Consider the following 12484-nt stretch of genomic DNA (forward strand, 5'->3'; position numbering starts at 1 on the left):
TAGGACAGTTTTCAACTGAATATCCTGCAAAAAGTGCAATGGAGCCAAGCTCAATAGAGTGTATAGGACCAATAGACTGCATAATATGCAATCTAAATATCGGTCTCTTTAAGGCCAAGTACATCCCATACCATTTTCTTGATCTCCGGCACCCTTTTCTCTTCGAACGATGGATGGGTTTTGAACCACCTCACATTAAGCGGAGAAGGATGGGGGAGCACGATGGTTGGCTTGCCATTAATCTGATAGTTTTGGAGAACCAAGTCTTCAAAACTTTCTTTCGGAAATAAATACTTAGCCGCTCTGGCACCGATGACGATATAGATTTCGTTGTCCACCATATCCATCTCTTGGGCGAGCCATTTATTCGCGCAAGCAAGCGGTGGAGGGTTGTCTCCGCCTTTAGGATGCTTGCCGGGAAAGCAATGGGCGAGCCCGGTCATGTAGAAGTTGTCTTCATTGTAGAAAATTTCGTCCGTAATTTGATACCATTGATATTTTAGCTTTGCTCCCGAAGGGTCATTAAACGGCAAGCCGCTCTCATGCACCCTTTTGGAGGGAGCTTGACCGATCTGCATGATCTTCGAGTGCGCTTTTCCATGGAAGACGGGATGAGGAGTAAATCCGAACTTCTGCGCGCAGTCCCGGCAGCTTATAATTTGTTCTTTTATATCATGAAAGCCCATTGTCTAATCTCCGATGTCTATATAGTACCTTCTAGCTTAAACCATTTGCAGTATTGAGAGAATAACTTCCGTTTAAGCTTATCCCCAACCATATGAAAGGTCTGCTCAAAGGAATACTCGTAAAAATCCAATAGATCCGTCCGAACGGATTTTAACATGGAGACGAGTTCGGCATGTTCATACGAAATGCAGAACAAGGCTTTTCTCTTTTCCCCGGACAATTCTTTATTCCACTTTCCCGAAAAATCATCGGACCAGATCTTTACGTGATCACCACTATACTCAATGGACGGGTAAGGATCATGACCAAGCCATGGACTTGATCTGCCAAGTACCGATTTATATACCTCTTGCCAATCTTCGAGCCCGCAGCAGCAGCTAGGTGCTATTAAGCGTTCCTCGTCCGCAAAAGCGATTCCGCCGCTTATTGGGACTTCATCCCTTTTAAGAAGCTGCTCAAAAACGTTCTCAGGCTTCTGTTCAATATCGATATCGATATATCCGCATAACAAAGTCAGGAAGAGTACAGCATCTTCCGTTGTGGAGTGCCTCGATAGGAAAACGGTATCTTTATAGTTAACTTCCGGCAGCCATGGGGGCTGCTTAAAGTAAGGATTGGTGATGACTGCATGAATGTTTGCCATATTGCAACTCCCGTCAGCCTTGCAGAGTAAATGGTTCTTCGCTATATTTTCTCACAACGCTAACATGTAGACAATTCTTCTTCGCATATATACTTCTGATGGAAGCCGGATTTGACACTGCTTCCGTTGTCCGGAGGATGCGGAAGTGAAGATTAATGCAGTGTTCGAAGGCGGAGGAGTGAAGGGGATATCGCTGGCAGGCGCGGTCAGGGCTGCGGAGATGCAGGGAATTCAGTTTAATCAGGTAGCGGGTACATCAAGCGGAGCCATCATTTCCGCGCTGATAGCGGCAAATTACAGCGGTCTCGACATCAAGCGGATCGTGGAGAATACGCCGTTCTCGTCGTTTCTGAAAAGGTCGTTTATTTTTAACCTAAAGGTCATCAGCCCTGCATTAAGGGTGCTTATCAAAAAGGGGCTTTATAGCGGCGAAGCGCTTGAATATTGGATTTCATGCTTGCTGGAAGAAAAGGGGGTAAAGACGTTTGGGGATTTGCCGGAATGCAAGCTTCGAATCGTAGCTTCGGATATTACGAACGGGAGACTGCTTGTCCTGCCGGAGGATGTAAAGATCTATGGCATGGATCCGAAAAAACTCAGCGTTGCCCGGGCGGTCCGGATGAGCGCCAGCATTCCCTATTTCTTCGACCCGGTCGTAATCCGTTACTCGAAGCTTCATTCCTTAACGAATAAGGGGAAAGAGAAAGCGCAGCTGCATCAGGCTTATATTGTGGACGGGGGCTTATTGAGTAATTTTCCGTTGTGGCTGTTTGATAAGGAGCAGGCGGGAAGGACAAATCCGGTTCCGACAGTGGGCTTCCAAATGGTCGGTAAAAACGACAACGAACCGCATGAAATACGCGGTCCGTTGACAATGCTTGAAGCGATATTCGAGACGATGATGCAAGCTCATGACGAGCGTTATATCAAGAAATACGCGCGTGACCGGACGGTGAAAATACCTACGCTAGGTGTCCGGACTACTCAGTTCCATTTGCCTGAAGGGATGGCGGAAAAGCTGTTCCATTCCGGCTTCAAGGCAGCAACGCAGTTTTTTGAAGGCTTCCGTCAGTGATATTTCGGCAGATCATCGTCATCTTTGCCGCCATCGATAACGCGGAACGGCGCCCGGCGGGACTTCGGTTTTTGCCGAGGGGTCGTTCTGGTTTGTTTCACATGAGGCTGCTGCTGTCTGACCCGGACACGGGTACCCCATGTGTTAGGCGGATATTTATACAGCAGGAAAATGCCGCCCAGCACAATGATGGGAATTAGAAACGAAGTAAGATGCTGTCCGATTCCGTATAAAATCCCGATTGCCAGTAGCGTCAGCACGATAATTGACGATGCGTTCCATCTCCGCGGCATAATATCACCTGTCCTTTATGTTGGAATAGATTTAAGCTTTGATGCTCATTTGCTTATCGAGCTCGCGCATCCGGTTGAAGGAGGCGATAGATACGGCAACTTGATCATCCTTGGGTTCTTTGGTGGTTAAAAGCTGAAGCCATAGCCCAGGATAACCCAGGTAACGCAGTACCGGCACATCGCGCAAGGCATTTGTCCAGCGGAGTACTTCGTAAGAGATACCCAAGGTTACCGGCAGAAGCAAAATCCGGATATAGACGCGTTCCCAAATGCTATGCCATTCAAAGATTGGCAGGGAGTAGATGATCACCCCTACGATAACGGTAAAAATGATAAAGCTGCTGCCGCAGCGGTAATGAAGCCTGCTGTACTTCTGAACGTTGGCAACGGTTAGTTCCTCGCCTGCTTCGTATGCGCTAATAACCTTATGCTCGGCGCCGTGGTATTGGAACAAACGTTTGATGAGCGGCGTCATCGACATGAGGTACAGGTACGCAAGAAGCATGATGAGTTTAATAAGTCCTTCTAACAGATTATGACCAACTTTGTTCTCGAATACATTCTCGAACAGCAAACTTTCGATCGCTGCCGGCGCAGCGGTCAGAAGCAGCTTGCCGAATATAAAGGAGATAACGCCTGCGGCGGCAACGCCTACAATCATGCCCAGGCTCCAGCCGGATTTTTCTTTTTTCTGGGCTGCGGCTTTATCCGCCTCGGACATATCCGATGTCTCGTCCTCCGCATAGGCCTCCATGGAGAAATTCAAATGCTGGGAGCCCTTGGCGCTGGAATCAATAATCCCTACAAAACCACGGACGAGAGGGATTTTCTTGAGAACCTGGATCCACCGCTGCGTCGTGCGGGGCACCTCGTAAAAAACGATCTCATCGTTTTTTCTGCGTACAGCGGTTACATTTACATGCTTGCCTGCGAACATGACGCCTTCGATCACAGCTTGTCCGCCGTAAATGCTTGTAGTGTTTTGAGACAAGAGCTTGTCACCTTCCTTAATAGTATCGTCCCGATCAGGTGACGAAAGGTATACGTCTATTGTACTTGATCGCTAATGGATTTGCCAACGCCATCATCTTGGTTATCCGCGGCGCTAAAGTCGCATACTAGAAGAAGACTTTAAGCGGATCATGAATGGAGGCATACGCATGGAGGTAACGAACGAAAAAAGCATTAGCAATGGCAAGAAAGGCCAGGATCATCGCAAAAGCGAGTACGGTGGTCAGCATCATACGAACCCTTGGCTGTTCAGCAGCATGATCGGTTTTTTTGCGGGATTGATCTGGGGAATCCTCCGCTGGCTCTTTTACGAATTGAAATTTACGACCGAGCTTCCGGGCATGTTGGCCGACCCGTTCTTTAAGTCTACTTATTTAAAGACAGGCTGGGGAATCGTCGTTGGCATTGCAAGCTATATCGTATTTTCCGTTCTGGCTGCTCTGCTGTACAAGGTGCTGTTAGGCCGGCTGAGAGGGCCGTGGCCGGGCGTATTGTACGGTCTTGCATGGTGGGCGGTCATTTTTCTGCTGCTTGGTCCGGTACTCGGCATGTCCCGTCAAATTACGGTTGCAGGTTGGAATACGCTGTTCTCCGAGTTGTGCATTTTCCTCTTATGGGGGCTCTTTATCGGCTATTCCATCGCCTTCGAATTTACCGACGAAGCATCGCGGGAACCGTTAGGCGCGCATTAAGCAGGTTGCGACTTCTCAAGAAGCGGTCATATGTGGTAAAATGGCTAATGATCTTTGGCTAAATGCAAGATTCGGCTGATTGGGAGGTGCGAAATTGCTTAGAATTGTTGTTTTAAACGGGCCTAACTTAAATATGCTTGGCGTACGAGAGCCAGGTGTTTACGGCACGGAGACGCTGGCCCAGATCGAAGCGAAATTGCGCGAGCAAGCTTTGCAGCTCGACGTGGAGCTGGATTTTTTCCAATCCAATCACGAGGGCGCTCTTATTGACCGGATACATAGCGCATTTGGACAGGCGGATGGTATACTCATTAATCCGGGTGCATTAACGCATTACAGCTACGCGCTGAGAGATGCGTTAAGCACGGTAGCTTTGCCGGTGGTTGAGGTGCATTTGTCCAATATACATAAACGTGAATCCTTCCGTCATGTATCGGTCATTGCGCCGGTTGCGATTGGCCAAATCGCAGGCTTTGGCGGTCAAAGCTATGAGCTTGGACTTGCAGCGCTTGTTGCAAAGCTTCAAAATGGTGCAGCGTGAAAGGGGAGAGTAACATGACACTCGAAAGAGTTAACCGGCTGAGACAAGTGATGGCCGAACAAAACCTTGAAGCGATCATTATCGGAAGCGAGCATAACCGTCGTTATCTCAGCGGATTTACGGGATCATCCGGAACGGTTGTCATTACCGGGCAGGAGCAGTTCCTGTTTACGGATTTCCGTTATATGACACAGGCACCTCAGCAGGCGCCTTCATTCCAGGTAGTTGAGCATGGATCGAAAGTCATCGGGGATATCCGCGATTTGCTGGCAGGCAAAGGAATCCGAAGCGCGGCATTTGAACAGGATCAGGTCGTGTACAGCCAATATGCGGCTTGGAGCGAGGCTTTAGGCGATATCAAGCTGACGCCGGTATCCGGTCTTGTCGAGAATCTGCGCATGATTAAGGACGACGCGGAGCTGCAAATTATGCAGGAAGCGGCCGATCTGGCCGATGCCACGTTCCGCCACATGCAGAACATTATCAGACCCGGTTTGAAAGAAAGCGACATTGCGCTTGAGATGGAGATGTATATGAGGAGCCATGGGGCGACTTCATCCTCCTTCGATACGATTGTAGCGTCCGGCGAACGTTCCGCATTGCCGCATGGCGTGGCTAGCGAGCGGGTTATTGGCAATAATGAGTTTGTAAAGCTTGATTTCGGCGCTTATTACAAAGGATACTGCTCCGACCTCACCCGTACGGTTGTCGTTGGAACTCCTACCGATAAGCATCGCGAAATCTATGATATCGTGCTGGAAGCCCAGCTTCATGCTCTCGAGAACATTCGTCCGGGCATGACCGGCCACGAGGCCGACGCGCTTACCCGCGATATCATTACGAAGTACGGTTATGGCGACAAGTTCGGCCATAGCACAGGTCACGGACTCGGCATGGAAATTCACGAGTATCCGCGCCTTGCAAGAAACAGCGATACGATTTTAACCCCCGGAATGACTGTGACGGTTGAACCCGGCATCTATCTCCCCGGCTTTGGCGGAGTACGGATCGAAGACGATATCGTCATTACGGAATCCGGTATTAAAATATTAACCTCATCCCCGAAACAATTAATTACTCTGGGTTAAGGACTATTAAAGCAGCTATTTCAGGAGGGAATTTGAAGTGACAGTTTCAGTTAACGATTTCAAAACAGGCTTGACCGTCGAAGTGGACGGCGATATTTTCTCGGTTACCGAGTTCCAGCACGTAAAACCAGGCAAAGGCGCGGCGTTCGTCCGTTCCAAGCTGAGAAACCTCCGCAACGGCAACGTTGTCGAGAAAACATTCCGTGCAGGCGAAACAATCGGCCGCGCAATCATCGAAAACCGCGAAGTGCAATACCTGTACAACTCCGGCGAAGAATATACGTTCATGGATAACGAAACTTACGACCAATTCGGATTGGACAAAAAACAGCTCGAGTGGGAACTGAACTTCCTGAAAGAAAACATGAACGTAAACATCTCCAGCTACCAAGGCGAAATCATCGGTATCCAAATGCCGAACAGCGTTGAGCTGAAAGTTGTTGAGACAGACGCAGCCGTTAAAGGCAATACGGCGCAAGGCGCGACTAAGAACGCGAAAGTCGAAACAGGCCTGAACGTTCAAGTTCCATTGTTCATCAATGAAGGCGACGTACTGCTGATCGATACTCGCGAAGGCAAATACATCTCCCGTGCATAGTTTATAGAAGACAAGCCGCCCGAATCCACCGATTCGGGCGGCTTTTTCTTTTTCGACAAAATCCGTGGGCGGATATACCCAGACAAGCCGGGGATGTGATATACTATTGACTTGTATGTTATATGTCAAGGTTGGGAGTGAATCAGCTTTGTCGTTGATTGTGATGAAGTTTGGCGGAAGCTCGGTAGGAACACCGGAGCGGATGCAGCGTGTTGCTAAGCGGATTGTAGACAGCCAGTTGGCGGGTAACCGCGTCATTGTTGTCGTGTCCGCGATGGGAGATACAACGGATGATTTAATCGATCAGTCGAAGCTGCTTAACCCGAACCCGCCGGCGCGGGAGATGGATATGCTGCTGACGACGGGTGAACAAATATCGGTTGCCTTATTGTCGATGACGATTCATCAGCTGGGCCATCAAGCCGTATCGCTTACAGGCTGGCAGGCTGGCATTCGGACGGAAGCCGTACACAGTAAGGCGAAGATTACGGATATTCGTCCTGATCGTTTGTTCAAGGAATTGGATGCGGGCAATGTCGTTATTGTCGCGGGCTTCCAAGGCATGACGGAAGACGGAGACATTACGACGCTCGGACGCGGCGGTTCGGATACGACGGCCGTAGCGCTTGCCGCAGCGGTCAAAGCGGATGTGTGCGAAATCTACACGGACGTGGACGGCGTTTATTCGACGGATCCGCGCGTCGTGAAAGTCGCGCGCAAATTGAATGAAATTTCGTATGACGAAATGCTGGAGCTTGCGCATCTGGGCGCAGCCGTTCTTCACCCTCGCGCGGTGGAATACGCAAAGCATAACAATGTGAAGCTTGTCGTGCGTTCCAGCTTTACGCAAAACGAAGGTACCAGTGTGAAGGAGGAAGCGGTCATGGAGCAAGGCGTAGTCGTACGCGGCATCGCTTTTGACAAAAATGTAGCAAGAATCAGCATCCTCGGCGTGGAGGATGAGCCAGGCGTACTCGCCAATGTATTCGGTTCGCTGGCAAATAGCGGAATCGACGTAGACGTTATCGTGCAAAGCGGAGTGAAAAGCGGCAAAGCGGACTTTTCCTTCACGGTTTCCGGCGATGACGAAGCTCGTGCGGTTGACGTGATCAACGGCATTCGCGCGGAAGTTCCGTTCAGCGAAGTGACTTCCGAAGCGGGCCTAGTGAAGGTCTCGATCGTTGGCGCTGGCATGGTCAGCAACCCTGGCGTTGCCGCTACGATGTTTAAGGCGATTTCGTCGCTGGGCGTCAGCATCAAGATGGTCAGCACTTCCGAAATCAAAGTATCCTGTATTATCGCAGCCGAACCTCTGCAAGAGGTTGTTCGTTCGCTTCATACGGCTTACGGACTGGACACGGCGGAGCAAGTATTCGTCGGCGGACCTCAAGACCGCCGCTAATAACCATTAATTCCATACAAAAAAGCCGTGCGCGATTCAAATCCGCACGGCTTTTTTTGGTCCCCACATTTAAACGGTAAACGGAGCATTTCAAATGATTCTGGAGAAGTGGTAACGTTCGCTTTTGTGAGGGGATTCTTACCGCTTGAGAATTGTTCGAAAGAATCCCCGAGCAATGGCGATCGGAAGAACATTTGAATGCGTAGTTCGCCGTTTATCCGCCGCCGATTAGCTTAAACAACTTGTACAAAATCGCCGTAATTCCCGCAGCCATCAGAGGGCCAACCGGGATCCCCCGCAGAAAAATAATGCCGAAAATCGAACCGATAACAAGTCCGACGACCATCTGAGGATCAAGCTTAAGCAAATCAAGGCCCTTGGCATTCATATAAGCGGCGACGGCTCCGCCTATTAGGGCGAGCCAGCCCGGCCAAGTATTGAAGGCGGCAATGAGTTCCTTCATCTGCACTTTGCCTGAGGCAAACGGGACAAGGACGCTAAGCGTAAGGAATAATAAACCGAGCTCCAGCCCCCGACGCTCGATCGAAGGCAGGAACCGGCTGAGATGAAGAAGCTTGACGGCCAGAAGTACGCAAGCCGCCGTCGCTATAATTGGCGAACGCCCGATCAGACCAATAATAATCAAACCTACTAATATCAATTCACCAGTCATCGTTCGTACTCCAGTCATGAAGCGGATAAACTGCTTGCTTCATTATATGGACAGACTCTGGCGAATATGTCAGCTGCACGAACAGATCAACGTATCTCCGTTAGCCTGAAGCCGGGGAACTCCCGCGAAGGTGTCAACCTCCGAACAAAGATCGATATCTCTCCCCATACCCAGCTTGAGAAGCCGTTTGCCGGTTGCGCCTTTCCGAATCGTTTCTTTTATATCATTGGCGCGTTCTTGATAGAGTGATAGCATGGCGAGTCCGAAGTCATCCATTTCGAGCGGAGTAGAACCCCGTTCTTGCATTCTGGAAAGAAGAAGTCCGGCGCATAAACCATCCTCAATGGCGAATTCATCATGGCTTCCCGCACACAAAATAACAACATCCCGCCGAAGATCAACCGCCGCTTTCGCGCATGCGGAGGCATTCAGCAACGCAGCTACCAATACATAATCCGCCCGGGTAGATTTGTGAATGGCCCGGGTGCCGTTCGTTGTCGTTAAGATGACACGGCGGTCTTTAACCGAATTGAGCAGTAACTCGTCAGGCGAATTTCCGAGATCGAAGCCGGCGATTTTTTTGCAGAAGCGTTCCCCGCATAAAAGATCGCCTTCCTGCTGCGCAGCTCGTGCCTCCATCACGGTCTCCACGGGGACAACGCCGGAAGAACCGGCAGCCAGCGCGGTAATAATGGAGCTAGTAGCCCGTAGCACATCGATAATAATAGCCGTTTTGTGGACGAATTGCGCGGAGCTGGCTTCATTCACGCTTGAAATGACTTGCACCTGCATAGCAATCGCTCTTCCTTTCTGTTGTTGCTTAAATCATGTAATGAGCGGGCTCCTCCCGCATTCCGAACTCGAAAGTGTCGGAACGGAGTCCGCGGCGCATCGCTTCGAGCGCCAAGGCATCGCTAGGCGGAATGTTGCCAAGATGTACGTTCGGACCAAACTGCTGGAGCAAATAAGCCTGCTGCTGCTTCAGCGGAGCTTCCCACATCAAACAGTCCTGGCTAGTCATTTCGGTCAGAATTTGCTCAATCGTCTGCTCACGGCAATTGCCCTTTTCATCAAATAAGCCTACATCGACGCCCGATTCCCTGGCTTCTACCGTAATCCAAGCGGCGCCTGCCGCAAGGTCGTAATCGGCTGTAACAGCCAATTGCTCGGGATCAATAAGCGAACCCGCCGTTTTTTTGCCATATTCGGTAAGAACCAGAAGCCCCCTTTGCTTGCCCTCTTTTATAAGCTCTGTCCGCTGTTTTCTGCTCATTTCTATTGTGCCGTCCGAAACCTCGATCCCGTTAAAGCCAAGCTCGCAGATGGAATCAAAAAACGATACGGTCAAACGCTGCTGGACTGCTGCTTCCAATAGCGTTCCGCCGGGCATGATGATAAGCCCGTTTTTTCGGGCAAGCTCGATTTTGCGCTGCAGGAACTCCGGTTCGTATAGAACGGCCGTACCGAATCCAAGCTTGATGACATCCATATAAGGACCAGCTACTTGAATGAGATCGGCGAAAGCGTTTAGTCCGATTCCTTTGTCGATTACCATCGTTTTGCCTTTATGTTTTGCAGGGCTGTAATCGCGATATCCGCTTGGATCATGCATCGTGCGGTGCCAGATGCTTGTTTTTGTCATGGGAGTTGACTCCTAACATTTGTTGATACCCGCATGAGGGCGGGGCATGGAGCAATATATGCAGCAACTGCTGGGCGTGTGCCCGAACCGGAAGCATGAACAGGAGACGAGCCTGCATAGGATGTAGAGATGGAAGTTTGTTTATAGCTGCTTGAATAAGGCCTGATTCGTTAGGAACGGACAAGGAGGTGAACGGTTATGTTGAATAAAATCGTGCTCACCATGGCGTCTCTGCGGATAACCTCGGGGACAATCGAAATTTGCGCCGCGCTGCTCATGCTCCGGTTAAACCAGATCGACAAGGCGCTGGTCGTCAATTCTTCGCTCGCATTAGTAGGACCTTTTATATTAATCGCCACAACCACGATCGGACTCATAGGCATGACAGACAAGCTGTCTTTCGGGAAGCTGGCTTGGGTTACGGCTGGAGTCGTCTGCTTGCTAATAGGAATCTTAAAAAAATAGTAATCTAGCAATCTTCAAGAAGTTGGACATATTTATGAGGGTCAAGCATACAAATAAGAGTACGTACGAAGGACTTTTCATCCGGGAGTGATGACTCATGCTGGACCGTGTCATACATCTGCTTCCGCCGGAGCTTAAGGCGGTGCTGGAAAAGCTGCCCGAATCGGCTATGGAGCATTTAGAGGAAATTCGGATCCGGGAGGGCCGGCCGCTCGAGCTTGGTATCCGGGGGCAGTCCCGTTTCGCCGCATCCGACGGAACTCTGCGTGCGGGCAGTGACGGAGCGTACAAGCCAACTGCCGATATTTGCCGTAAGCTTCTGGAGAAAATAACCAATCATTCGCTATACGCAATGGAAGAGGAGTTAAAGAGGGGATTTATTACTGTAGCAGGCGGGCATCGGATCGGGCTTGCCGGCCGGACGATTCTGGACGGCGGCAATGTACGAGGGATACGCGATATCGGCGGATTTAACATCCGAATCGCCCGGGAAGTAGTCGGTTCGGCGCGAAATCTGCTGCCCAAGCTGCTGGACAAGAACCGCAAGACCGTTCATTCGACGTTGATCCTCGCCCCTCCTCAGCAAGGCAAAACGACTATTGTCCGCGACATTGCCCGCTCGATCAGCTACGGACATTGGGGACTGTTCGAGAATGCGGCAGGCTGGTCCGGGCGCAAGGTAGGCATTGTGGATGAACGCTCGGAGATCGCGGCTTGCGTGAGAGGAATTCCGACCTTTGACGTTGGACCGCGGACGGACATTATGGACGCCTGTCCCAAAGCGGAAGGCATGATGATGCTTCTCCGGTCCATGTCACCTGAAGTGGTTATCGCCGACGAGATCGGCCGGCCAGAGGATGGAGAGGCGATCCGCGAAGCCAGCCATGCCGGAATCAGCGTCATTGCAACCGCTCATGCTTACGATCTTCAGGATGCAAGAGGCAGACCGGTTCTGAAGCAACTGCTCGAGGACGGTACTTTTACTTACGTCGTTGAACTTAAGCGGACGGGGGAAGGTTTCATGCACAGGGTTGTTGCAGCCGATCTGAAAGACAAGCTGCCTCCCGCCGCCAGGGAACCTACTGCCGCAACCTCTAAAGGCGAGCAGGGGCGGACATACGCCGGAATGCAAAGGGGAGATGCCCCTTGATCAAGCTGCTGGGCGCTGTACTCATCCTTTTCGCAGGTACGATGATCGGCTTTCAACAGGCTGCCAGGCTTGCTGCGAGACCGCGGCAGCTTCGCCAGCTGGCGCATGCCTTGCAAAGGCTCGAGACGGAGATCGGCTATGGCCATACTCCGCTTCCGGAAGCGCTGGAGAGGACCGCGGAAGCTGTTCCGGAACCGCTCGCTGAACTGTTTCGGGATACCGCGGACCGGGTGCAGGGACCTGAGGGGCTTACCTTTCGCGAAAGCTGGGAGCAAGCGATGACAAGCGGATGGGGCTTAACGGCGCTTCGGCAGACGGAGCAATCGGTCATGCTGAGGCTTGGTTCGACCCTTGGCATCAGCGATAAGGAGGATCAGCTGAAGCATATCCACCTGGCGCTGCTCCAGTTGAAGGCGGAAGAAGACACAGCAAGAGAGGATCAATCGCGCTATGAAAAAATGTGGAAAAGCCTAGGTGTATTGATCGCCGTGCTCGTCGTGATATTGATGGTTTAGTGGGGTGCC

The 12484-nt window shown here is 50.9% G+C and carries 16 protein-coding genes; 9 read left to right on the plus strand and 7 right to left on the minus strand.

The window, feature by feature from the left end; translation table 11 throughout:
- Positions 1-92: 92 nt before the first annotated feature.
- Complete coding sequence (locus ACR9FF_RS11200) at positions 93-686, minus strand: uracil-DNA glycosylase family protein (protein ID WP_435171081.1); 594 nt, start codon at positions 684-686, stop codon at positions 93-95.
- Positions 687-703: 17 nt separating this feature from the next.
- The gene (locus ACR9FF_RS11205; protein ID WP_435171084.1) at positions 704-1330 is read right to left on the minus strand and encodes a hypothetical protein; all 627 of its coding nucleotides are present in this window, start codon (positions 1328-1330) and stop codon (positions 704-706) included.
- A gap of 145 nt (positions 1331-1475) precedes the next feature.
- Between ACR9FF_RS11205 and ACR9FF_RS11210 the strand changes: the two genes are divergently transcribed.
- A complete protein-coding gene (locus ACR9FF_RS11210; RefSeq protein ID WP_435171087.1) occupies positions 1476-2405 on the plus strand; it encodes a patatin-like phospholipase family protein in 930 nt (309 codons plus the stop codon).
- Here the strand turns inward: ACR9FF_RS11210 and ACR9FF_RS11215 are convergent.
- Positions 2399-2698 carry a hypothetical protein gene (locus ACR9FF_RS11215; RefSeq protein ID WP_201003671.1) on the minus strand — a complete coding sequence of 100 codons (300 nt, stop codon included), beginning with the start codon at positions 2696-2698 and terminating at the stop codon, positions 2399-2401. The two genes, ACR9FF_RS11210 and ACR9FF_RS11215, sit on opposite strands and share 7 nt — an antisense overlap.
- A gap of 31 nt (positions 2699-2729) precedes the next feature.
- Positions 2730-3635, minus strand: a complete 906-nt coding sequence (locus tag ACR9FF_RS11220) for a DUF1385 domain-containing protein (protein ID WP_127494414.1) — start codon at positions 3633-3635, stop codon at positions 2730-2732.
- A gap of 223 nt (positions 3636-3858) precedes the next feature.
- Between ACR9FF_RS11220 and ACR9FF_RS11225 the strand changes: the two genes are divergently transcribed.
- The 5 genes from ACR9FF_RS11225 (at position 3859) to ACR9FF_RS11245 (ending at position 8030) form a co-directional block, all read left to right on the plus strand.
- Entirely contained in the window at positions 3859-4401 is a 543-nt protein-coding gene (locus ACR9FF_RS11225; RefSeq protein WP_435171089.1) for a YqhR family membrane protein, read from the plus strand.
- Between the two features lie 94 nt (positions 4402-4495).
- Positions 4496-4942, plus strand: coding sequence for a type II 3-dehydroquinate dehydratase (gene aroQ, locus ACR9FF_RS11230; RefSeq protein ID WP_127494392.1), 447 nt, complete (start codon positions 4496-4498; stop codon positions 4940-4942).
- 14 nt (positions 4943-4956) lie between these two features.
- Positions 4957-6030: a M24 family metallopeptidase gene (locus ACR9FF_RS11235; protein ID WP_435171092.1), complete on the plus strand. Its 1074-nt coding sequence runs from the start codon at positions 4957-4959 to the stop codon at positions 6028-6030.
- 37 nt (positions 6031-6067) lie between these two features.
- Positions 6068-6628 (plus strand): elongation factor P, encoded by a 561-nt coding sequence (efp, locus tag ACR9FF_RS11240; protein WP_132304492.1) that lies wholly within the window; start codon positions 6068-6070, stop codon positions 6626-6628.
- 148 nt (positions 6629-6776) lie between these two features.
- Complete coding sequence (locus ACR9FF_RS11245) at positions 6777-8030, plus strand: aspartate kinase (protein WP_127494386.1); 1254 nt, start codon at positions 6777-6779, stop codon at positions 8028-8030.
- Positions 8031-8244: 214 nt separating this feature from the next.
- Here ACR9FF_RS11245 and ACR9FF_RS11250 read toward each other — a convergent pair whose 3' ends face one another.
- The 3 genes from ACR9FF_RS11250 to ACR9FF_RS11260 form a co-directional block, all read right to left on the minus strand.
- Entirely contained in the window at positions 8245-8703 is a 459-nt protein-coding gene (locus ACR9FF_RS11250) for a DUF441 domain-containing protein (RefSeq protein WP_127494384.1), read from the minus strand.
- Between the two features lie 69 nt (positions 8704-8772).
- A complete protein-coding gene (locus tag ACR9FF_RS11255; protein ID WP_435171096.1) occupies positions 8773-9495 on the minus strand; it encodes a 2-phosphosulfolactate phosphatase in 723 nt (240 codons plus the stop codon).
- Between the two features lie 28 nt (positions 9496-9523).
- Positions 9524-10345, minus strand: coding sequence for a phosphosulfolactate synthase (locus ACR9FF_RS11260; RefSeq protein ID WP_435171099.1), 822 nt, complete (start codon positions 10343-10345; stop codon positions 9524-9526).
- A gap of 198 nt (positions 10346-10543) precedes the next feature.
- On the opposite strand from ACR9FF_RS11260, the gene ACR9FF_RS11265 reads away from it, so the two are divergent.
- From ACR9FF_RS11265 to spoIIIAB, 3 genes are all read left to right on the plus strand, one after another.
- Positions 10544-10810, plus strand: a complete 267-nt coding sequence (locus ACR9FF_RS11265) for a YqhV family protein (RefSeq protein WP_127494377.1) — start codon at positions 10544-10546, stop codon at positions 10808-10810.
- A gap of 97 nt (positions 10811-10907) precedes the next feature.
- Complete coding sequence (gene spoIIIAA, locus ACR9FF_RS11270) at positions 10908-11960, plus strand: stage III sporulation protein AA (protein ID WP_127494375.1); 1053 nt, start codon at positions 10908-10910, stop codon at positions 11958-11960.
- Positions 11957-12475, plus strand: coding sequence for a stage III sporulation protein SpoIIIAB (spoIIIAB, locus tag ACR9FF_RS11275; protein WP_127494373.1), 519 nt, complete (start codon positions 11957-11959; stop codon positions 12473-12475). The genes spoIIIAA and spoIIIAB overlap by 4 nt, the downstream gene beginning before the upstream one ends.
- Positions 12476-12484 lie beyond the last annotated feature (9 nt).

Source organism: Paenibacillus glycanilyticus (assembly GCF_051200795.1).
In the GTDB taxonomy this organism is placed as follows: domain Bacteria; phylum Bacillota; class Bacilli; order Paenibacillales; family Paenibacillaceae; genus Pristimantibacillus; species Pristimantibacillus glycanilyticus.

Coding starts and splice junctions, on each gene's coding strand:
- ACR9FF_RS11200 (WP_435171081.1), bottom strand. CDS start 686: ATGGGCTTTCATGATATAAAAGAACAAATTATAAGCTGCCGGGACTGC.
- ACR9FF_RS11205 (WP_435171084.1), bottom strand. CDS start 1,330: ATGGCAAACATTCATGCAGTCATCACCAATCCTTACTTTAAGCAGCCC.
- ACR9FF_RS11215 (WP_201003671.1), bottom strand. CDS start 2,698: ATGCCGCGGAGATGGAACGCATCGTCAATTATCGTGCTGACGCTACTG.
- ACR9FF_RS11220 (WP_127494414.1), bottom strand. CDS start 3,635: ATGTTCGCAGGCAAGCATGTAAATGTAACCGCTGTACGCAGAAAAAAC.
- ACR9FF_RS11225 (WP_435171089.1), top strand. CDS start 3,859: ATGGAGGTAACGAACGAAAAAAGCATTAGCAATGGCAAGAAAGGCCAG.
- ACR9FF_RS11235 (WP_435171092.1), top strand. CDS start 4,957: ATGACACTCGAAAGAGTTAACCGGCTGAGACAAGTGATGGCCGAACAA.
- ACR9FF_RS11250 (WP_127494384.1), bottom strand. CDS start 8,703: ATGACTGGTGAATTGATATTAGTAGGTTTGATTATTATTGGTCTGATC.
- ACR9FF_RS11255 (WP_435171096.1), bottom strand. CDS start 9,495: ATGCAGGTGCAAGTCATTTCAAGCGTGAATGAAGCCAGCTCCGCGCAA.
- ACR9FF_RS11260 (WP_435171099.1), bottom strand. CDS start 10,345: ATGACAAAAACAAGCATCTGGCACCGCACGATGCATGATCCAAGCGGA.
- ACR9FF_RS11265 (WP_127494377.1), top strand. CDS start 10,544: ATGTTGAATAAAATCGTGCTCACCATGGCGTCTCTGCGGATAACCTCG.
- spoIIIAA (WP_127494375.1), top strand. CDS start 10,908: ATGCTGGACCGTGTCATACATCTGCTTCCGCCGGAGCTTAAGGCGGTG.